We start from the raw sequence: 19,936 nt of genomic DNA on the forward strand, positions 1-19,936 counted from the left end.
CCCATCCCACCGGGCTGCGGCGTTTGGCCGCCGAACGCGGCTACCCTGCAGGAGTGGGCGTATTGATAGCGGTGGAAGGTCTCGACGGCGCCGGCAAACACACGTTGGTCACCGGACTCGTCAACCGTTGGGCCACACAGGGTTATCGGGTGCAGACGTTGACGTTCCCGAGGTACAGCGAGTCCGTCACCGCCGACATCGCCGCCGAGGCACTGCACGGAGAACACGGCGATCTGCGTTCGAGCGTGCACGCCATGGCGATCCTGTTCGCCCTCGATCGCCGCGACGCCGCGGAGTATTTGCGAAAGTTGTTGGCTGCCAACGATGCGGTGATCCTGGACCGCTACGTGGCGTCGAACGCCGCATACAGCGCAGCCCGTTTGGGGCAGGACGCCGATGGCGAAGTGGTGCAGTGGGTGACGACTCTGGAGTTCAGCAGGTTCGGGCTACCGGTACCCGATCATCATCTGTTGCTCGACGTTCCGACCGATGTCGCGATCGGCCGAGCAAAGTCGCGCGCCGAATTGGATGCCTCACGCCTGCGCGACCACTACGAGCGCGACCACGAGCTCCAGGAACGCACCGGGCTCGTCTACCGCGCGCTCGCCGAGATGGGCTGGATGTCGCCGTGGTCGCGGCTCGGCACCGAGGCAGATCCCGAGCTCGCGGACCGGTTGATCGCCATCTAGCGACGACCTCCCCGGGTTGCGCGATAGCCAAATCCCGACCAGCGATCACAACTCGGTCAAGACACTGCAACGACAGCCGTTATGTCCGCTGCCGCATACCGTCGCATCACTAGCCTCTCGACCAGAGACCTAGGTCGTCCCCGAGGAGCATCCGCGCTGGACCATCCGGGTGGAGGGAGGTCAGCGCATGAGCCTTACGCTGCCCCACCCGACTCAGTACGTACCCGTCCGCACCGCAGCCCTGCTCGCCCTGGTTGTCCTGGTCCTCAACATCGCGCTGGTGTGGTCCGGTCTTGCCCTGCGACCTGCCGCAGCCGACGACGAAAGCCAGATCCGCGAACTGGTCCACCAGCAGATCGACGCGCTCAATCGCCGCGACCCGGCCGCGCTCTCGCTCACATACTGCGATCAGCAGGGCGTTGTCGCACACCAGATCGTCCAGGCCCTCGGGCCGCCTTCGCAAGGGGCGCTCGTCCGTGTCACCCGCATAGCCGACATCCAGTTCATCGGATCGGGCGACAACCAGATGGCAACCGCACACGTAACGCTGGCGATCGCCGGGCCCACGAACGGGGCCATCTCCGCCCGGCCTGCCGAACTCACCCACTTCAGTCGCGAGCAAACCGGCTGGAAGATGTGCCAACCAAGCGATAGTGAATCGCCTATCCATTATCTTTGATTTCACGGAAACCGCCTGTCACCACCATCACATGTCGGCAACGACCCGGCGTGTGGTCGACTCCCCTGTTGGTGGGTGCCGGTATCCCCAGTAATGTTCGAACACAGCAAACCGCCGCTGCGCAAACGCTATTCACCACACACCGAGCTGACACCCCAGCCACTCACGAACTCGCCCGGAGGCCCCGATGACGCAACCACCGCAAGGCCCCTACGGCTCGGGCGACAACCAGGGGGACCCTCGGTGGGGTTCCGGTCCGGGTGAACCGACCTGGGGCGGACAACCGGGACAGCAGCCGAATTGGGGCCAACCCGGCGAACCCACTTGGGGCGGTCAGGCCGGACAACAGCCCGGCTGGGGACAACCCTCGTCGCCCGGCGGCGGACAACCGCAGTACGAACCGACAAGCGAGTACCGCCCGGGTGAGTACAACTCCGGCCAGTACGGCGGCTACCAGCAGCCGTACGGCGCCACCCCGCCGCCACCGGGAGGCGGCCCCGGCGGGCCGGGTTACGGTCCTCCCTCCGGGCCGAAGCCGTCGAAGACGCCCTGGATCATCGGGATCGGGATCGCAGCGGCCGTGGTCATCGCCCTGGGCGTTGTGCTGTTCCTGGTTCTCGGCGGCGACGACGACGACCCGAAAGCCTCGCCGACGAGCTCGACGGAAACCTCGGAATCCACCGGATCGTCGGACACCACCGACAGTTCACAGACCTCGACCGCCGACGCCGAGGAGCAGATCGAGGCGGCCGTGCGCGAGTACACGACGGCGTTCACCGCCCGCGACTGGGACGCGGCGATCGCGGTCACCTGTGGCGCCGAGGAGGCGACGATCGAGGACATCCAGGCCAAGGACACCGCCACCGTCGGAATGAAGCTGAACTCGGTCACCGGTATCGATGTCACCGGGGACAGCGCGCAGGCAACGGTGTCACTGACCTTCGTCGACCCGGACAACCAATCCGACCTCGACACCAATCGCTATACCTTCGACATGGAGAACCGCTCCGGGGACTGGCTGATCTGCTCGACCCGAGAAATCTGAGCGGTCCTCGGGAAGGACTCCTTGACCCACCCACCACCGGGCTCGTCGCCCTGGCGTGACCCAGGTTCGTCGGACCCGCACGGACGGCCCGGCACACACGGTCAGCCGCAGCCCGGTCAAGGCGGCTCACAACAGCCCGGCCCACCGAGCGGCCGGCATGGTGCCGGCAACGTGCCAGGACAGAACGGTCAATGGCAGGCGCCGGGGCCGAGGCAGTGGGGGCCCGCACCGTCCGGTCAATGGAACCCGTCTCCCCCGTCGGCACAGCCGTTCGGCCGGCCGGCTCCATGGGGATCGCCTCCACCTCCACCTCCACCTCCACAAGGTTCACACACCGGACTGATCGTCGCCGGAGTCATCGGCGTGGTGGTCGTGCTGGCCGTGGGGTTGGCCGCCGTCCTCTCGTTCAACGGCGGCAACAACAGCGACCCGTTCGCAGCACCGTCCTCATCCACCCAGGGCCCGGTCACCACAACCGGCCGACTGGACGGTACGGCCGAGGAGAACGCCGTCCAGGCCGCTGCGGAGAAGCGCGTTCAGCTCATCAACGACCAGGACGCGATCGGGCTGCACGACATGGCCTGCGCCGCGGACTCACGAACCGAGTCCGTGGCCGGGTATCAGGATCTCTTCGACCGCAACGGGTCGATCACCGCCCGCATCGACATCCAGGACGTCACGGTCAGCGGCATCGTCGGCAAGATCGACGGCGTGATGACCATCGAGTCCGAGACGGGCGAGGTGCATTGGGCATTCCGGAACGAAGAGGATCAGTGGCGCTTCTGCCCCAGCCTGTCCGAGCGTTCAACCTCCGACGAACCAGAAGGCGGCGGGATCATCACCGGCTGATCGCCCATCGCAGCCCCGACACCAAAATGGTGGGCCCCGAGGCGATCACCGAGTGATGCCGCTGGACCCACCATTTCGGTGGTGCTCTGTCGTTACCTGTTCAGATGTGGATCAGTACCGGTAGTGCTCGGGCTTGTACGGCCCTTCGACGTCGACGTTGATGTACTCGGCCTGCTCTTTGGTGAGCTTGGTGAGCTTGCCGCCGAGCGCTTCGACGTGGATCTTCGCGACCTTCTCATCGAGGGCCTTCGGCAGCCGGTAGACCTCGTTGTCGTACTCGTCGTTCTTGGTCCACAGTTCGATCTGGGCGATGACCTGGTTCGAGAAGCTGTTGCTCATCACGAACGATGGATGGCCGGTGGCGTTACCCAGGTTGAGCAGACGACCCTCGGACAGAACGATGATTGCCTTGCCGTCGGGGAAGATCCACTGGTCGACCTGCGGCTTGATGTTGATCCGGGTCATGTCCTTCGACGCTTCCAGGCCGGCCATGTCGATCTCGTTGTCGAAGTGACCGATATTGCCGAGGATGGCGTGGTGCTTCATCTGCCTCATGTGCTCGAAGGTGATGATGCCGAGGTTGCCGGTGGAGGTGATGATGATGTCGGCGGAGCCGATCGCGTCCTCGACCGTGACGACGTCGTATCCGTCCATCAACGCCTGTAGGGCATTGATCGGGTCGATCTCGGTGACCTGCACGCGTGCCCCCTGGCCTGCGAGGGACTCGGCGCAGCCCTTGCCCACGTCGCCGTAGCCACAGATCAGCACCTTCTTGCCGCCGATCAGGACATCGGTGCCGCGGTTGATGCCGTCGATCAACGAGTGGCGGGTGCCGTACTTGTTGTCGAACTTGCTCTTGGTGACCGAGTCGTTGACGTTGATGGCGGGGAAGGTCAGCTCGCCGGCAGCGGCGAACTGGTACAGGCGCAGCACACCGGTGGTGGTCTCTTCGGTGACGCCCTGGACCGACTTCGCGATCGCCGACCACTTGCCCTTGTCGGTTTCGAACCGCTCGCGCAGCAGAGACAGGAACACCTTGTACTCGGCCGAATCGGTGTCGTCGTCGGTGGGTGGCACGGTCCCGGCCTTCTCGAACTGAGCGCCACGCAGCACCAGCATGGTGGCGTCGCCGCCATCGTCGAGGATCATGTTGGCCGGTTCACCGGGCCAGGTGAGCATCTGCTCGGCAGCCCACCAGTACTCCTCGAGGCTCTCGCCCTTCCACGCGAACACGGGGACGCCCTTGGGCTCGTCCACGGTGCCGTGAGGTCCGACGACGATGGCCGCGGCGGCCTCGTCCTGGGTGGAGAAGATGTTGCAGGAGGCCCAACGCACTTCAGCGCCGAGAGCCACCAGGGTTTCGATCAGCACAGCGGTCTGCACGGTCATGTGGAGAGACCCGGAGATCCGAGCTCCCTTGAGCGGCAACACATCTGCGTATTCGCGTCGGAGTGCCATCAAGCCCGGCATCTCGTGTTCGGCCAGGCCGATCTCTTTACGCCCGTATTCTGCAAGCGAAAGGTCGGCGACCTTGAAGTCGATACCGTTGCGGGTGTCCGCCGTGAGCGAACCGGTCTGGACCGATGTCATTAACCACTCCTCAAGTCCAACTTGGATGATGGGTACCAGGCTAACGGGTGGATGAACCGACTCGGCCCCCGGCTGCGGCATCCACCACCGGCCCAAAGATCTCGGCCAGATCGTCTGCGACGTCGCGGTCGGCCTCGGGAGGCATCGACACATAGCTCAGCGCCATCCGGACGATGGCACGGGCGATTCTCACCGCCGCCGTCTCGTCCGCCTGGACCCAGCTCGTCTGTAACAGGCCCACGACCCGGGAACTGGCCTGCGTGATCAACGGCCCCGCATCGGTGGTGATCAGCCGGAGCAGGTCCGGTTTCGCCTGCCCGGTGAGCAGCGACTGGATGAGTGGGTCGTCGGCCGCAGTCGCGAAGAAGTCCGAGAACCCCTCGGCCAAGGCGACTTTCGCCTCCCCCTCGTGCGCCAGGATCGCGGCTGACACCAGGTCCACGAGTTCGTCGGCCAACCGCAGTGCGTACGCCGAGGCAAGGCCCTGTCGCGAACGGAACTCGTTGTAGACGGTCTGCCTGCTGACCCCGGAGGCCGCCGCAACATCGGCCATGGTGACAGCCGACCAGTCGCGGGTGCGGAGGAGATCACGCATCCCGTCGAGAAGGCTGTCCCGCAACAGCTTCTTGCTCGCCTGCGCGAAGGGGGTCTGCGGCGCCGGGACCGAACCGACGTCCGTTGGTGCCGTACCCCGTGGTGCGTGGCGTGCCGACGCCGGTTCGACAGGGGGTTCAGACATGCGGCCAGGATATCGGTCGGCGGCAGTGTGCCCGACGGCCCGTGTGCGCGTGCCCGCACGCACCGCGACACCGGGCCGCAACGGCTCCACCGTATCGGCGGTCAAGACCGGGTTACTTCCTCCATGTAGAAATCAGCCTTGGCGGCACCGCAGTCCGGGCAACTCCAGTCGTCCGGAATGTCGTCCCAGCGGGTTCCCGGCGCGATTCCGTCTTCAGGCCAACCCTTTTCCTCGTCGTACTCGAACCCGCATTGCATACAGACGTACAGCTTGTAGTTCATGGTGATGTCCTTGGTGGTGATGTCTGTTGTGGCGATGTCATCGGTGATATTCGGCCGCTGCGGTCAGCGCCCTGGAGCGGGTTCGAAGTCGACCTTCTCGCGGACCCCGCAATCGGGGCACGGCCAGTCGTCCGGCACGTCGTTCCACGCTGTGCCCGGCCGGAAACCCTCGCGCGGCGCCCCGGCCGACTCGTCGTAGACGTAGTCGCACACCGGGCATCGGTAAGCGCTCATTTCTGCTTGCTCCCAGCCGCTCGGGCGAGCACCTTCTCCCGCTTGCCGGGTACGACGTTGAGCTTGGCGAGGTCGCCGTCGTAGTGGTCGATCACCCTGTGGTCCATCACCTTGCGCCAGAGCGGAGGGAAGTACGCCAGCGTGATCATGCTCGCGTAGCCGCTGGGCAGATTCGGGGCGTCGTCGAAGCTCCGCAGGACCTGGTAGCGCCTGGTCGGATTGGCGTGATGGTCGCTGTGACGCTGCAGGTGATAGAGGAAGATGTTGGTGCAGATGTGGTCGGAGTTCCAGCTGTGCTCGGGTGCCGCGCGTACGTATCGGCCGCTCGGAAGCTTCTGGCGCATCAGCCCGTAGTGCTCCAGGTAGTTGACCGTCTCGAGCAGGCTGAACCCGTACACCGCCTGAATCACCATAAACGGCAATATCTCCCAGCCGAAGATGATCGTCAGCGCGCCCCAGAGCACCACCGACATCAGCCAGGCGTTGAGCACGTCGTTGCGGATGTTCCAGACCGAGTGCTCCAGGCGGTTCATCCGGGTGCGTTCAAGCTTCCACGCCGAGGTGAGCGAACCCCAGACGCTGCGTGGCAGGAACGCCCAGAACGTCTCACCGAACTTGGCACTGGCCGGATCCTCGGGTGTCGCGACACGGACGTGATGGCCCCGGTTGTGCTCGATGTAGAAGTGACCGTAGAACGTCTGCGCGAGGGTGATCTTCGAGAGCCAGCGTTCGAGCGAATCCTTCTTGTGGCCCAGTTCGTGAGCGGTGTTGATGCCGATGCCACCCATGACACCGATCGACAGCGCGACACCGATCTTGGAGACGATGCCCAGTCCGCCGTCGACACCCAGCCAGCTCAGTTCGCTGGTTGTCCACAGGTAGCAGGCGAAGATCAGGCTCGCGAACTGGAACGGGATGTAGACGTAGGTGCAATACCGGTAGTACTTGTCGTTCTCCAGTTGCTCCATCAGCTCTTCGGGAGGGTTCTGACCGTCCGGTCCGAAGAAGATGTCGAGGACGGGTAGCAGACCGTAGACGAGCAGAGGTCCGATCCACCACCACACCGGTGACACCGCGCTCCATCCGAGTGCGTTGAAGCCGGCGATCAGACCGGCCGCGAGAAACAGTGCCGTCGGGGGGATCAGGCCGAGCAACCACAGGTATCGCTTGCGGTCTCTCCACTCGAGAGCCGGCGACACCCCCTGGCCACCTTGTGCCGTGAGATCGGTGCTCATCAACTACCTCCTCGTCGAGTAGAACGTGATGAGTTTGACAATAACCAGTGTCACGTCCGTTGTCTATACATTCGAGGTAATTTGTAAAGTGCCCCAGTTCACAAAAGAGCCCCGATCGAGAGTTGGACTCTCGACCGGGGCTCTGTGCGAGTCAGCCGTTACGGCCGGTTCGGTCCCGCTCTCTTCGCTTCCGCGGCCAATGCCGCGTCACCGACTGCGTCGTCTATCTCGCCACGCTGGCGCTTGCCCACCATGGAATGACGCTGGCTGTAGAGGAAGTAGACCGCTACGCCGATGACCATCCAGATCAGGAATCGGATCCACGTCAGCGCCGACAGATTCAACATCAGCCAGAGGCAGGCCACGATTGCCGCGATCGGCAGGAACGGCATCAACGGCACCTTGAAGCCGCGGGGCAGATCCGGGCGGGTGCGTCGGAGAACGATGACTCCGGCCGCGACCACAACAAAGGCGAACAGCGTGCCGACGTTGACCATCTCCTCGAGCTTCTCGATCGGGAAGAATGCCGCGACAACGGCGACCGCGACGCCCACGATGATCTGGATTCGGGCCGGTGTGCCGAACTTGCTCGTCTTCGACAACGAGCGCGGCAGGAGTCCGTCTCGGGCCATCGCGAACAACACCCGGGACTGGCCCAGCATCAACACCATCACAACGGTTGTCAGTCCGGCCAGGGCACCGATCGAGATTGCCTTCTCTGCCCAGGTGACGCCGTTCTGGCCGAACGCGTACGCCAGGTTCTTCGGTTCGCCGTTACCCGCCGATGTCGCCAGTTCCTTGTAGCTCAACATGCCGGTCACCACGATCGTGACCAGGATGTACAGCACCGTCACGATGGCCAGGGAACCGAGGATGCCTCGCGGAACATCCTTCTTGGGGTTCTTGGTCTCCTCGGCAGTTGTTGCCACCACGTCGAATCCGATGAACGCGAAGAACACGATCGACGCCGCCGCCAACACGCCATACCAGCCGTAGCTCGAGTCACCACCACCGGTGATCAACGAAAAGAGCGTCGAGTCAACGGACTTGCCACCCGATTCCGATGGCTGCGACTCCGGGATGAACGGCTTGTAGTTGTCGGCCTTGATGTAGAAGAAGCCCACCACGATGACCAGCAGCACAACCGTCACCTTGATGGCCGTGATCACTGCACTGAACGTCGACGACAGTTTGGTGCCGAGCACCAGCAGGACGGTGATCACCGAAACGATCACCAAGGCACCCCAGTCGACGGTGTGCCCGGCTATTTCCGTTGTGCCACCCGCGAATCCGAAGACTGTGCCGAGATAGCTCGACCACCCCTTCGACACCACCGCGGCGCCGACCGCGAACTCGAGGATGAGGTCCCAGCCGAGGATCCAGGCCAGGAACTCACCGAAGGTGGCATATCCGAAGGTGTAGGCAGACCCGGCGACCGGAACCGTGGAAGCGAACTCGGCGTAACACAGGGCCGCCAGTGCGCACGCCACTGCGGCCATCACAAATGACAGCGAGATCGCCGGTCCGGCCTTGTTACCCGCGGTGGACGCGGTGATCGTGAAGATGCCGGCACCGATGACGACCGATACACCGAAGACCGTGAGGTCCCACCAGGTCAAACTCTTCTTCAGCTGCGAACCGGGTTCTTCGGTGTCAGCCATCGATTGCTCTACGGACTTTGTCCGTGTCAGCGGATTACCCATGCAGGAACTCCCTCACTCGAACGCGGCGTGCCCCAGCGTGCAGCCTGTCTGCAAACTATCGGACGCAACCGGCGTAGATTGCCCAATCCGCCGCGATGCACACGAAGATTCTTACGGCAACGAAATTGGCGGCTCCGAGGCACCCGGTCGATCGGCGTGGTGTGGTCGGCAAACCCTCCGACTCCCGCCACAACCTCCGGCTGCAACCGGAGGAACTCACCGCAGTCGGAGGAAGTGCGTCGCAAATAAGACCCCACCTGCCAGACGCCGAAACCCGCCGACTCAGGTGGCCGGCGGGCTTCGGGATGTTCGAGGTGTTCGACGATCAGCTGAAGTAGCCGGCCGTCCGCTGGTCGGCAGCCTGCATGTTGCTCGATGCCTCGGTGACCTTGGACGACAGCGCGGTCAGCAGCGCGCGGGAGTCGGTGAAGCTGGTGTCCCACGACTGCTGAGCAGCGCCATACGCCTGCGATGCCTGCTGCGACTGCCAGTTCTCGTGCAGCCGGGACACCTCGGACTTCAAGGTGGTGGCGAGGTGTTCGAGCTGGTTGAAGTTGCTGTTGAGCTGAGATGCCAGCTCTTCCATCCGCGGGTAGTTGTACTGGATGATGCTCATGGTTGGTCTGCTTTCTGACTCGGTGGAAGTGTGAGCGCTCAGAGCTTGAGCGCGGGTCCGGATCCGGCGACGTTGTTGAAGATGCCGGCGTTGTCTTGGTCGTCGGCGTCGTAGCCGTTGAAGCCGGTGGACAGCGACGTCTTGAGTGTGTCGAGAGCTGTTTGCAACTGCGTCGCCTCGTCCTTCCAAGCGGTCACCGCGCCCTGGAAGGCCCCGCTCGCGTTGCCTTTCCACAGTGCAAGCGCCTCTTCGGCGTCTGCGGTGATGCGAGCCAGGACGGTGCCCATGTCGTCGACGATGTCCCCCACCGATTTCGTCGAGGCCAAACCGGCCGCGACGTCGAGATCGAGACCGTTGGTTCCGGTGCTCATGATGCTTCCCCTTTTGTGTGTGATTGCCGCGGAATCAGATGACGTCCGCGTGTACAGCGACTGACTCCCGTTCGTCGATCAGCCTCGACGGCCGGGATCTCCTCCCCCTCTCGATTCCCCCCGATCACGGCATCCATCTGCCGGTCGGCAACGTCTCCATCAACAGGTCGGTTGCCTGCGCGATGCGGTGCGGTGAACCCGCGGACAGCGTCGTCCAGATCCGGCCATCGGGCGACATGGTCGGACTCGCCACGATCCGGCCACGGGCGGTGTCGTACACCGCGACCGCGCCTGACGTTCGTAGATTTGTGCCCGGGCCTGCCTCCCGCGCAATAATCTCGGCATGGCCGACACACGATTCGAATGCCGCCGCATACCTGGCTGCGTCAGCGTGCGTCGCACCGACGGCGTAGAGCGCATCCGCATAGTCGGCCGCCGTGGCCGCGCGATCGAGTCGTTCGCGGAGTTCGGCCGCGGGCGCGCTGATCGACTGCACGTCCGCCGCCGACATCGCACCGAGTTCAGCGGCGATCAGCGGCCCGACCTCGCTCGCGTCGACCGTCCCGAGCATTCGGATGGTGAGTCCGTCCGGACGTCGATGTGCCACAACATGTCTGCCGCCGCTCCGGGCCAGACACATGCGCGCCGACATCTCGATGCCGTATCGCCGGAGCTCCACAACGGCCTCGGGGTTGGCGAGGACGGCCAGCGCGTCCGCCAGCGGCTCGGTCACGCCGGCTGTCGAACAGGCATCCCTGCTCATGATCCCGGCATCCAGCAGCTTTCGTGACGCGGAGGCATGCGCCGCGGCTCGCTGCACTGCGGTGTCGTGAATCGGCGTCACATCGAGCACCGTCGGCCACGTCTGTATGTCGAGAACCTGTGCGAGAAAGTCGATATCACTGAGAGTCACGTGGTACTCCGGTGCGGTGTCCTTGGTCCACATCGTTGTCATCGTCCTGTGTCCGGGGCACCGAGGACTGCCGGGACCGACGTCGCCGGCGGCAAATCGAGTGCACCCGTTCGGTATCGAGCGTCGATGACCTCGGTTGCCGGGCCCGATTCGTCACCGAACCGACCGGTCGGGTCCTGGGTGACGGCCGCTGCGTCGATACCCGCGCCCTGCGGCGACCGGGCCGCACGTGCCGGCTCCTGGCCGACCGTCGCGAGCGGCGAGACCGGGGGCGCAGGCGTCATCGCAGTTGCCGACCGCTGAGGTGTCGGCTGGCCCGCAGCCTCGGCCACTGCGGACGGAGTTGTGGTACCGGCCAGAACCGTTGTGGCAAAACGCGTCTTCTCGCGCGAAGTCTGTGGCACCGGCGCGAATCCGCCCAAGACCAGTGGCCCGGTGGATGTCGTCGAGGCGGGTGCCGATACCGGCGCGACATGCGCAGGCTGACGTGACACCTGTTCGCCGGCCAGCGCGGTGGGCGAGACGACCTCCGTCAGACGCGGCGGAAGCCACGGTTCGGCAAGGGGTGCACTGGCGGCCTCGTACGTGTCCATGACCCGGGCAGCACGCTGCTTCTGGTCGTGCAGAGCGCGTTCGGCATCTGCCGCAACGCCACCGATCGGCGCGCCCAGTGCGGCACCCACGGTAGCCGCTGTGTCTCGAATACCTTTGGTCACAGCGATCTCGGGCAGATTGGGCATGTTGGCATGAGCAACGGTGGTGGCGGCGCATTGAGCCGTGGCCTTCCCCGCGTTCTCCACGGCGGCCGCGGAAACCTCGGTGAACCAGGTCGCGAAATCAGCGAGCCTGGCGAACGCGTGGTCGGACGTCGCAGATTCCCAACCGGTTCCGAGGCGCGTCAGAATTGCCGCGTAGTCCAGTCCCGCATCGGCGAGCACCCCCGCGACGCAGCCCCAGGCGAGCGCCGCTTGCGCAGACGGTGTCGACCCGGCGCCGCCTTCGACGAGATCCGCGGCGAGCCGCTGCGCGGGCCGCGCCTCCCAGACCACACCCGTGAACCCGGTCACAGCCGGAAAGCCTCCTCGACACTCTCTTCGGCACCGCGGTAGCCCCCGGCCTGAGCCCGCAGCACGGCCGCGATCTTTCGTAGTTCGTGCACTCCGGCCGAGGTGGTCGCCGCGAACTCGGCCCCCACTGCTGTCAGGGTCTGTGCGGCGACGGTCGACACTTCGTCGCGGCCGGCCGGAGCGACGGACAGCGTCGGCAGATGCTGTGTCAGGGCACTGCCCAGCTGATCGGCCAGCCGGTCGAGATCCGTTGCCGCGCGGATCAATTCGTCGGGGTCGACCTTCAATTGCGAGCCGGTCATCGTTTCTCCGTTGTTCATCGGTGTCATATCTCCTGGTCTCTGCCCGACGGTCCCAGGCGCAACCGCACGTCAGGTGTGGACTCACGGTCTTCGGTCTGCACTTCTCCCAGCACAGGGGGCGCGACGTTCGGTATGTCCCCGATGATCTGGGTCCCGTTGAGCTCGGTCACGAGGTAGTCCGCGGTCTCGTGCTGGTCGTCTGACGCACCAGCTCCGCGACCGGCTCCCATCGCACCCATCGGCGCCATCGGGCTTCCCATCGCAGCCGGGACCACCGTGCTTTGATTGCGATTGTTCGTTGCCGGAACACCTTCCGGCCCGGCGCCGCTCATCAGTCCTGGGGTGGTACGGGCGCTCAGCGCACTGGGCCCGCCGCCTGGACCCAGGCCACCGCCGCCTCCGCCACCACCGCCGCCGCCCAGGCCACCCGCAAGGCCGGCAGGCATGGTTCCTGCGGGATTCATCGATGGACCGCTAGCCGAGTTCTTCAGTTGTGCCTCATGGGTTCTGAGTAGTTGAGTGCCCGCCGGACCTGCCATCCCGCCGAGTTGCCCGACGCCCGCGACCATGGGTTTGCCGACACTGTCGAGCACCGTCCCGGCGATGGAGAACGGCGATGGACCCGCCATCGGTGCCCCGGTCACCGGCACCGGTTGTCCGTTGACGACCATGTGCCCCGTCGGCGCCAACAGCTCTGCCCGCGTGGCCGCGACAACGGCCGTGGCCTCGGCGAGACCATCGGCAGCGGCACCCAGTGCCACTGCCTGACCCGGAGGCGTCACCAGGAAAGGGGCCGAAGCGGCAATGATCGCAACAGTTTTCGCGATGATGCCCTGTACCAGCGCCAGTCCGGTGCCGACGATCGCCGCGGCACCCTGGGTGTCGGCCGTCATCGTGGTTCCCTGCGCGGACAGAGCGGCCGTATCAGCGCTTGTCTGCACACTTTTGGCTGCGGTGGCAGTGGCCGCCTGGCCCGTCCAGACCTGGTCGAGCGCCTTGAGCGCCCCCGAACCCATGGACATCGACAGGTCGAGGATCTGGGAGAGCCCTTGGAGTATCGAGGTCGGATCGAAGTCCCCACCGCCGAGGTTCCCCGTTCCGAAACCACCGAGCAGGTCGGTGAGCGGCTTGACGAGGACGTCCAGATCAAGCGGCGGAAGCGGCGGCAGTCCAGGCATCGGCGGAGCAGGCGGAAGCTGCGGAAGACCGGTTATTCCCAGGTCTTTGAGCACCTGACTGACCGGGGTGTCCAGGATCGGACCCAGCGGACTCGCCTGCAGGAGGTCATTGATGGTGGGGTCGACAGGAGGAGATGAAGCCAGCGGGGCAGGCTCGGATTCGGTCATTGGTCGCGCTGTCTCACAGCGCCGACTGGATGGCTGTGAACTCTCGGCCGGCCCCATCATCGGTGTCCGTGAACTCCGATGCCGTTGCCAGCGCAGCGGCTGCCGTCCCCGCATGCACCGCTGCAAGCTGACCGACCCCGAGCAGGTGGCTGGCCTGGGCCCCGGCGAACGCCAGGAGGAACTCCTGGCCGATCAAACCGAAGACCGGCACCATCTGCGCGATGTTCGCCGCGGCGTTGATGGATCCCGCGCTGGCCACGGCAGCGGACATGAGTGCCGCCGTGTCACCGAACGCCTCGATGGCAGCAGGAACAGCAGTGATCTCGGACATCGAACCCCCGTTGATGTGAATGGTGAAGCATGTACTTGCAGAAGCGGACCGGCCGAGGCCGGTCGTGCTAGTGACTGCGTCGTGAACTAGGACGCCGACGAATGCGGTGTGGTTCCGATCGGCGACCGGGGACGCGCGGCGCCGGGTCGGCTGGCGACGAGCTCGGTGAAGGACTCGTTGAAGTCCTCGAGCACAGCAGCACGCCGGGCAAAAGCCTGAGCGGCAGCGGTGGACGCGGTGGCGACCACGAGATCACCCAGCTCTGTCGCGCCGATGGCGTGTGCAGTGGGGCTGAACCACAAGCCGGTCAGCGCACCGACCCCGTCGACCTCGGCCGTGACCCGATCATCGGGTGAGGTCTCCCGTACCGAGATGGCAGCGAGCTTCTCGTTGACCTCGCGGAGTCCGTCGAGCTGGGCCCGCGCCCGCGCCTCGAGTTCGTCCATGGCCGAACTCATACCGACCTCATCCAGCTACCGGGAGCACCGGCGACCGCGTCGTCCTCGTACTCGGCCCGGGCGAGGTCGTCGGGGCGCGGCAGGTTCATCGCATCGATGATCTCGTTACTCACCCCGCCGGCACGCAGTTCGTCACGCCGCGCGACACCGGCTTTCATCGCGGCCTGCTGACACAGCCTGAGCACCTCGGCGGCCAACAGCCCTGGGTCTTTCCGGAGCTCAGCAGGCTCGATCTTCACCGATGTGGGCAACCCCTGATCAGTGGTCAAAACAGCAATGTTCCCGGTACGCGAAGTCGCGGCAGCCACGTTCCCCCCTAGATTTCTTCTCCCCTGTGGTTGCAGATAGTACCCACAAGCGCCGACAACGCCAGTCCAGAACATCCGGCGAACCGCCCGTTGGTCTATAGTCCGTGCAGGCGGTGTGCAAGACAGGGCCGGCGATGTCGCCGGCGCCGTGAGCACGCCGGGGTGCGGGGCAGTTCGGGGAGATCGAAGAACTGTGTCCGGGGGTTCGATCGTGCAACAGGGGGCAGTACTTTGAGTTTCGACAATGCCGACGTGCCGGCGGCTCCGCCATGGCTGCAGGACGCCGCAGAGGTGGATGTCGCCGCGTTCGGCGCGCCTCGAGCCACCGATCCCGCAGTCCCACAGCATGATTCGTCACCGGTTTCCGACACCCGTTTGCAGGAACCGTCGACCGAACACGCACCGGGCAGGCACGGGCAGGCACCCGCGAGCGGTTCCGAACCTCCGACAGATGAACGACAATCAACTCGCGACGGACACCCGACGCCCACGCCGCACAACCGCCCAACGCCGAACGTGGTGCCGACAGCAGTTCCGCAGCAACACTTCAGCGCCGCGCATGACGGGCCCGCGCCCACGGCATTCGATCCTCCTATGTCGCAGAGCAATTCGTCGGCCCCGGCACCGCAACCCGGCCCACCGCAACCCGGACCACCACATTCCGGTCCGCCGCACCATCCCGGCCCGCCGCAGTACCCGACCCCGGATCAGCAGGCCGCCCAGCACTTCGCCACTCCGCCGTTCGTCACCGGACCGGGCCCCGCACCCTCTCAACACTTTTCGACGATGCCGCCACCGCACACCCCGCCACCGGCATCGCAGACCGGCTCCGGCCCGGCCCAGCACATGACTCCCCAGCACCATGCGCCACATACTTATCCCGGCCCGGCGGGATTCGCATCCCAACCCCCGGTGTCGGGGCCGGCCACCCTCGACGAGGTGGCGCTACTCCGCAAGGCACGGCGTGCCCCGGCCAGTGGATGGCGACGCACCGTCCACAAGTTGTCCGCTGGGGCCATCAACCCAGGCGAGTCCCCGGATGACCTGATCTACAAGCAACTCCTCGATCGGGTGAACCAGCCGGTGCGCGGCGACTACCGCATAGCGGTTCTCTCCCTCAAGGGAGGCGTGGGAAAGACAACCGCAACAGTCGGTTTGGGATCGACCTTCGCTTCTCTGCGCGGCGATCGCGTGATCGCGGTGGACGCGAACCCCGACCTCGGCACGCTTGCTCAGCGCATTCCGCAGCAGACGCGGTCAACCGTGCGCGACCTGCTCTCCGATGAATCGATCTACAGGTACTCGGATGTGCGCGCTCATACCTCCCAGGCCCCGAGCCGATTGGAAGTCCTTGCTTCCGAACGTGATCCCGCCGTCGCCGAAGCGTTCAGCGAGACCGACTATCGCGGCGTGATGACGGTGCTGCAGCGGTTTTACAACATCATCATCACCGACTGCGGCACCGGGTTGAGCCACTCGGCGATGAACGGTGTGCTCGACATGGCGAATTCACTCATCCTCGTCACCTCGCCCGCCATCGACGGTGCCCGCAGCGCGGGCGCCACCCTGGACTGGTTGCAGGCGCACGGCTTCGGGCACCTGGTCTCCGGCGCGGTGGTGGTACTCAGCTCGTCGCGCCCCGGGGCGTCCACCATCGACACCGGCCAGCTCAGCGCCCACTTCCTCACCCGTTGTCGCGCGGTGCAGCAGATCCCGTTCGACGACCACCTCGCCGAAGGCGCGGAGGTCGACCTCGATCTTCTCGGGAAGTCGACCCGCAGGGCATTTGTCGAGTTGGCGGCCACGGTCGCCGAGGACTTCTCGACCACCGCATCGCGACGGGGCGAGCCCTTCTACAACTCCTGACCCATCCGGTCGACCAGCGAGGTACCAGAATGAATTACCCCATGCCATACGACGATTCGGGACTTCCTGATCCATACGATCCGACGCGGCCGGCGCGCCCGTCGCAGCCCTGGGACCAGACGCATCATCAGCAGCAACCGTTTCCAGCGCCGCAGTTCGCTCCGCAACCGTTCTACAACCAGCCCCACGGGCCCGGGTATGGGTTCGGCGGCGACCCGGGCGCGCCGTTCGGTCGTGACCCGTTCACCGGAGAACCGTTGTCCGACAGGTCGAAAGCGACGGCCGGCCTACTGCAGCTCTTTCTGGGAGGCTTCGGCGCCGGCCGCTTCTACCTCGGCTCGAACGGTATCGCCGTCACCCAGCTCATCACGCTCTTCGTCGGATGGCTGCTGACCCTCGTCCTGGTCGGCTGGCTTGTGTTGTTCGGCCTCGGCATCTGGGTGATCATCGATGCGATCATGATGTTCACCGGCGCGGTGCGAGACCCGCGGGGATTCAAGCTGCGTCCCTGACCATTGTCGGGCCGGGAATTGTTTGTTGCCGGCGAAGCCGGTCAGTCGCCGCAACACCCGGCCGGGTCGATCGCCGACCTGACCTCACGGGTCACGGAATTGCGTTCGGCGACTTCCTCATCGGGAGGGTAGTCCACACCGACGAGACTCAGCCCGCACGCCGGTGCAACGGGCACCTCACTGGAGCGAACCCGTTGTCGGAGTAGTCCGGCGCACCATTCGGGTGTGCGTCGGCCCTCCCCCACCACGGCGACCGCACCCACGAGTGAGCGCACCATCGACCAACAGAAAGCGTCGGCACTCACCTGGGCCACGAGCACGCCATAGTCGTCACGCACCCATTCGAATCGCTGTAGGTCACGAACGGTGGTCGCGCCGTCACGCCGGCGACAGAAAGCGGCGAAATCGTTCAGACCCAGCAGTTCTGCTGATGCCTGCTGCATCCTGTCCACGTTGAGGGGCCGTGTCCATGCCGCGGTGGTGCGGGCAGCCACCGGCTCGGCACCCCAGGGATCATCGGCCAGTCGGTATTCGTAGTGCCGACGAAACGCCGAGAATCGAGCGTCGAACTCGGCAGGTGCGGTCTCGACATCCTTCACCCGAACGTCGGGCGGCAACATCTTGGCCAGCCGTCGAACGAGGTTCGCGGGTTCACCGGCGATCGACCTGGTCTGCAACGCCTCGCCGGACACGTCGAAGTGGGCGACCTGACCGGTGGCGTGCACGCCGGCGTCGGTCCGTCCGGCGACCGTCAGGGTGACAGGCTCGCGAACGATGGTGGACAGTGTCTGCTCCAGAACCCCGCACACCGTGCGCTGCCCGGGCTGTCTGGCCCATCCGACGAAATCTGTTCCGTCATAGCCGATCTGCATACGCAGCCGGACCGGCGAGGTGAAATGACGAAGCCCGCCACCGGAAACTCCGGTGGCGGGCTCGTCAGACATGTTCTCGCTCAGGCGTCCGACTTCTTGTCGTCGGAGCCTTCGGCCTTGCCTTCGTCGACGATCTCGGTGGCGCTCTCCGCGGTCGTCTCCTCGGTGAAGCCCTCGGCGACAGCGTCGGCGTTCTCGACCTGCGCGTCGGTGGCCTCATCCAGGGTGGCCTCGACGACGTTGTCGCCCTCGGTCACCTCGGCGGGAACCTCGGCGACAGGCTCGGAAGCCTTCTTCGAGGCAGCTGCGCGGGTGGCCCGATCGGCCTCCGACGAAGCCGTCTTCTCCCGGACCAGCTCGATCACTGCCATGGGGGCGTTGTCGCCCTTGCGCGGCAGGGTCTTGATGATGCGGGTGTAGCCACCGTTGCGGTCGGCGAAGAACGGGCCGATCTCCGCGAACAGGGCGTGCACGACGTCCTTGTTGCGAATGTCCTTGAGGACCTCGCGACGGTGGGCGAGGTTACCGGCCTTCGCGTGCGTGATCAGCTTCTCCGCGTAGGGACGCAGCTTCTTCGCCTTGGCTTCGGTGGTGGTGATCCGGCCGTGCTCGAAGAGCGAGGTGGCGAGGTTCGCCAGCATCGCTTTCTGGTGCGAAGCCGACCCACCGAGGCGGGTACCCTTTGTGGGCTTGGGCATTTCGAACTCCTAGGGTTAACTCTCGGCCTCTCGGCCGTGAGCTGGGTTGCGATTAAAGCTGTTCGGTTTCCGCGAAATCCTCGCCGGCATCGGCATCGGAGAAAGCGGCGTCATCTGACCACGTGCCGGTGGCCACGTCGTATCCGGCCACCTGGGACGGATCGAAGCTGGCCGGGCTGTCCTTGAGTGCCAGGCCGAGTGCGTGCAGCTTGACCTTGACCTCGTCGATCGACTTCTGACCGAAGTTGCGGATGTCGAGAAGATCCGACTCGGTGCGGGCCACCAGTTCGCCGACCGTGTGCACTCCCTCGCGCTTGAGGCAGTTGTACGAGCGGACGGTGAGCTCGAGATCCTCGATCGGCAGGCTGAACGATGCGATGTGATCGGCCTCGGCGGGCGAGGGTCCGATCTCGACACCTTCTGCTTCGATGTTCAGCTCACGAGCGAGCCCGAACAGCTCGACGAGGGTCTTGCCGGCCGAGGCCAGCGCATCCCGCGCGGTGATCGAGTTCTTGGTCTCGACGTCCAGGACCAGACGGTCGAAGTCGGTGCGCTGCTCGACGCGGGTGGCCTCCACCTTGTAGGTGACCTTGAGGACCGGCGAGTAGATCGAGTCGACCGGGATACGGCCGATCTCGGCGCCCGAGGCCTTGTTCTGCACGGCCGGGACGTAACCGCGACCGCGCTCGACCACGAGCTCGATCTCCAGCTTGCCCTTGTCGTTCAGGGTGGCGATGTGCAGATCGGGATTGTGCACGGTGACACCGGCCGGAGGCACGATGTCGGCACCGGTGACTGCACCCGGTCCCTGCTTGCGCACGTACATGGTGACCGGCTCGTCCTCTTCGGAGCTCACGACCAGGCCCTTGAGGTTCAGGATGATGTCGGTGACGTCTTCCTTGACCCCGGGGACGGTGGTGAACTCATGCAGCACACCGTCGATGCGGATGCTGGTGACAGCAGCGCCGGGGATCGACGAGAGCAAGGTGCGGCGAAGCGAGTTGCCGAGCGTGTACCCGAAACCCGGCTCGAGCGGCTCGATGACGAACTTCGAGCGATCGCCGGAGATGACCTCTTCGGAGAGTGTGGGTCGCTGTGAAATGAGCATAGATTTTTCCTCCTGTGTGAACGTCCGCTATATGACGCTCGACTGCGGCAGCAGACCCTTGTGTCTGCTGCCAGGGGCCGGCCAGACGCTGGGCAGGGCGAAACCCTGCCCAGCGACGAACGGC

At 65.3% G+C, this 19,936-nt stretch carries 24 protein-coding genes; 6 read left to right on the forward strand and 18 right to left on the reverse strand.

The features are described from left to right. Window positions 1-53: 53 nt before the first annotated feature. The 4 genes from KXR83_RS12525 to KXR83_RS12540 all read left to right on the forward strand — a co-directional run bounded on the left by KXR83_RS12525 (window position 54) and on the right by KXR83_RS12540 (window position 3,262). Window positions 54-689: a dTMP kinase gene (locus KXR83_RS12525; RefSeq protein WP_062798812.1), complete on the forward strand. Its 636-nt coding sequence runs from the start codon at window positions 54-56 to the stop codon at window positions 687-689. 187 nt (window positions 690-876) lie between these two features. Beyond that, window positions 877-1,368, forward strand: coding sequence for an Rv0361 family membrane protein (locus tag KXR83_RS12530; RefSeq protein ID WP_437425120.1), 492 nt, complete (start codon window positions 877-879; stop codon window positions 1,366-1,368). Window positions 1,369-1,555: 187 nt separating this feature from the next. Next, window positions 1,556-2,413: an Rv0361 family membrane protein gene (locus tag KXR83_RS12535; RefSeq protein ID WP_437425121.1), complete on the forward strand. Its 858-nt coding sequence runs from the start codon at window positions 1,556-1,558 to the stop codon at window positions 2,411-2,413. 171 nt (window positions 2,414-2,584) lie between these two features. Beyond that, window positions 2,585-3,262 (forward strand): hypothetical protein, encoded by a 678-nt coding sequence (locus tag KXR83_RS12540; protein ID WP_437425122.1) that lies wholly within the window; start codon window positions 2,585-2,587, stop codon window positions 3,260-3,262. Window positions 3,263-3,373: 111 nt separating this feature from the next. Here the strand turns inward: KXR83_RS12540 and ahcY are convergent, their stop codons facing one another. The 15 genes from ahcY to KXR83_RS12615 all read right to left on the reverse strand — a co-directional run bounded on the left by ahcY (window position 3,374) and on the right by KXR83_RS12615 (window position 14,717). Continuing rightward, window positions 3,374-4,852 (reverse strand): adenosylhomocysteinase, encoded by a 1,479-nt coding sequence (gene ahcY, locus KXR83_RS12545; protein ID WP_437425123.1) that lies wholly within the window; start codon window positions 4,850-4,852, stop codon window positions 3,374-3,376. A gap of 40 nt (window positions 4,853-4,892) precedes the next feature. After that, window positions 4,893-5,591 carry a TetR family transcriptional regulator gene (locus tag KXR83_RS12550; RefSeq protein WP_437425124.1) on the reverse strand — a complete coding sequence of 233 codons (699 nt, stop codon included), beginning with the start codon at window positions 5,589-5,591 and terminating at the stop codon, window positions 4,893-4,895. Between the two features lie 101 nt (window positions 5,592-5,692). Next, window positions 5,693-5,872: a rubredoxin gene (locus KXR83_RS12555; protein WP_030164608.1), complete on the reverse strand. Its 180-nt coding sequence runs from the start codon at window positions 5,870-5,872 to the stop codon at window positions 5,693-5,695. Between the two features lie 63 nt (window positions 5,873-5,935). Then, the gene (locus KXR83_RS12560) at window positions 5,936-6,106 is read right to left on the reverse strand and encodes a rubredoxin (RefSeq protein ID WP_023955903.1); all 171 of its coding nucleotides are present in this window, start codon (window positions 6,104-6,106) and stop codon (window positions 5,936-5,938) included. Further along, window positions 6,103-7,341, reverse strand: coding sequence for an alkane 1-monooxygenase (locus tag KXR83_RS12565; RefSeq protein ID WP_437425125.1), 1,239 nt, complete (start codon window positions 7,339-7,341; stop codon window positions 6,103-6,105). Before KXR83_RS12565 ends, KXR83_RS12560 begins: the two co-directional genes overlap by 4 nt. Before the next feature lie 158 nt (window positions 7,342-7,499). Then, window positions 7,500-9,044, reverse strand: a complete 1,545-nt coding sequence (locus tag KXR83_RS12570; protein WP_062798823.1) for an APC family permease — start codon at window positions 9,042-9,044, stop codon at window positions 7,500-7,502. A 325-nt stretch (window positions 9,045-9,369) separates the two neighbouring features. Then, a complete protein-coding gene (locus KXR83_RS12575) occupies window positions 9,370-9,660 on the reverse strand; it encodes a WXG100 family type VII secretion target (protein ID WP_023955906.1) in 291 nt (96 codons plus the stop codon). Between the two features lie 38 nt (window positions 9,661-9,698). Continuing rightward, window positions 9,699-10,031 (reverse strand): WXG100 family type VII secretion target, encoded by a 333-nt coding sequence (locus KXR83_RS12580; RefSeq protein WP_023955907.1) that lies wholly within the window; start codon window positions 10,029-10,031, stop codon window positions 9,699-9,701. Between the two features lie 124 nt (window positions 10,032-10,155). Further along, window positions 10,156-10,977 (reverse strand): ESX secretion-associated protein EspG, encoded by an 822-nt coding sequence (locus KXR83_RS12585; RefSeq protein WP_437425126.1) that lies wholly within the window; start codon window positions 10,975-10,977, stop codon window positions 10,156-10,158. 5 nt (window positions 10,978-10,982) lie between these two features. Then, window positions 10,983-12,011 carry a PPE domain-containing protein gene (locus KXR83_RS12590; protein ID WP_437425127.1) on the reverse strand — a complete coding sequence of 343 codons (1,029 nt, stop codon included), beginning with the start codon at window positions 12,009-12,011 and terminating at the stop codon, window positions 10,983-10,985. Continuing rightward, window positions 12,008-12,331 (reverse strand): PE family protein, encoded by a 324-nt coding sequence (locus KXR83_RS12595; protein WP_437425128.1) that lies wholly within the window; start codon window positions 12,329-12,331, stop codon window positions 12,008-12,010. Before KXR83_RS12595 ends, KXR83_RS12590 begins: the two co-directional genes overlap by 4 nt. Before the next feature lie 5 nt (window positions 12,332-12,336). Beyond that, entirely contained in the window at window positions 12,337-13,659 is a 1,323-nt protein-coding gene (locus tag KXR83_RS12600) for a hypothetical protein (protein WP_437425129.1), read from the reverse strand. Between the two features lie 13 nt (window positions 13,660-13,672). After that, window positions 13,673-13,990, reverse strand: a complete 318-nt coding sequence (locus KXR83_RS12605; RefSeq protein ID WP_023955911.1) for a type VII secretion target — start codon at window positions 13,988-13,990, stop codon at window positions 13,673-13,675. A gap of 86 nt (window positions 13,991-14,076) precedes the next feature. Next, window positions 14,077-14,448 (reverse strand): YbaB/EbfC family nucleoid-associated protein, encoded by a 372-nt coding sequence (locus tag KXR83_RS12610; RefSeq protein ID WP_437425130.1) that lies wholly within the window; start codon window positions 14,446-14,448, stop codon window positions 14,077-14,079. Further along, complete coding sequence (locus KXR83_RS12615; protein ID WP_437425131.1) at window positions 14,445-14,717, reverse strand: hypothetical protein; 273 nt, start codon at window positions 14,715-14,717, stop codon at window positions 14,445-14,447. The genes KXR83_RS12610 and KXR83_RS12615 overlap by 4 nt, the downstream gene beginning before the upstream one ends. Before the next feature lie 633 nt (window positions 14,718-15,350). On the opposite strand from KXR83_RS12615, the gene KXR83_RS12620 reads away from it, so the two are divergent. Together KXR83_RS12620 and KXR83_RS12625 are read left to right on the forward strand one after the other, a co-directional pair. Then, window positions 15,351-16,622, forward strand: coding sequence for a MinD/ParA family ATP-binding protein (locus KXR83_RS12620; RefSeq protein ID WP_437425369.1), 1,272 nt, complete (start codon window positions 15,351-15,353; stop codon window positions 16,620-16,622). A gap of 29 nt (window positions 16,623-16,651) precedes the next feature. Continuing rightward, window positions 16,652-17,134 (forward strand): TM2 domain-containing protein, encoded by a 483-nt coding sequence (locus KXR83_RS12625; protein WP_437425132.1) that lies wholly within the window; start codon window positions 16,652-16,654, stop codon window positions 17,132-17,134. Window positions 17,135-17,175: 41 nt separating this feature from the next. On the opposite strand, the gene truA is transcribed toward KXR83_RS12625, so the two are convergent. From truA to KXR83_RS12640, 3 genes are read right to left on the reverse strand one after another with little or no spacing between them, the layout of a single operon-like run. Beyond that, on the reverse strand, window positions 17,176-18,078 hold the full coding sequence (gene truA, locus KXR83_RS12630) for a tRNA pseudouridine(38-40) synthase TruA (protein WP_437425133.1): 903 nt from the start codon (window positions 18,076-18,078) through the stop codon (window positions 17,176-17,178). Window positions 18,079-18,086: 8 nt separating this feature from the next. After that, a complete protein-coding gene (gene rplQ / locus KXR83_RS12635; RefSeq protein WP_437425134.1) occupies window positions 18,087-18,704 on the reverse strand; it encodes a 50S ribosomal protein L17 in 618 nt (205 codons plus the stop codon). A gap of 52 nt (window positions 18,705-18,756) precedes the next feature. Beyond that, complete coding sequence (locus KXR83_RS12640; protein ID WP_030164647.1) at window positions 18,757-19,812, reverse strand: DNA-directed RNA polymerase subunit alpha; 1,056 nt, start codon at window positions 19,810-19,812, stop codon at window positions 18,757-18,759. Between the last annotated feature and the right edge of the window lie 124 nt (window positions 19,813-19,936).

Origin of the sequence: Williamsia muralis, from assembly GCF_051487485.1 — a bacterium.
Taxonomy (GTDB): Bacteria; Actinomycetota; Actinomycetes; order Mycobacteriales; family Mycobacteriaceae; genus Williamsia; species Williamsia muralis_B.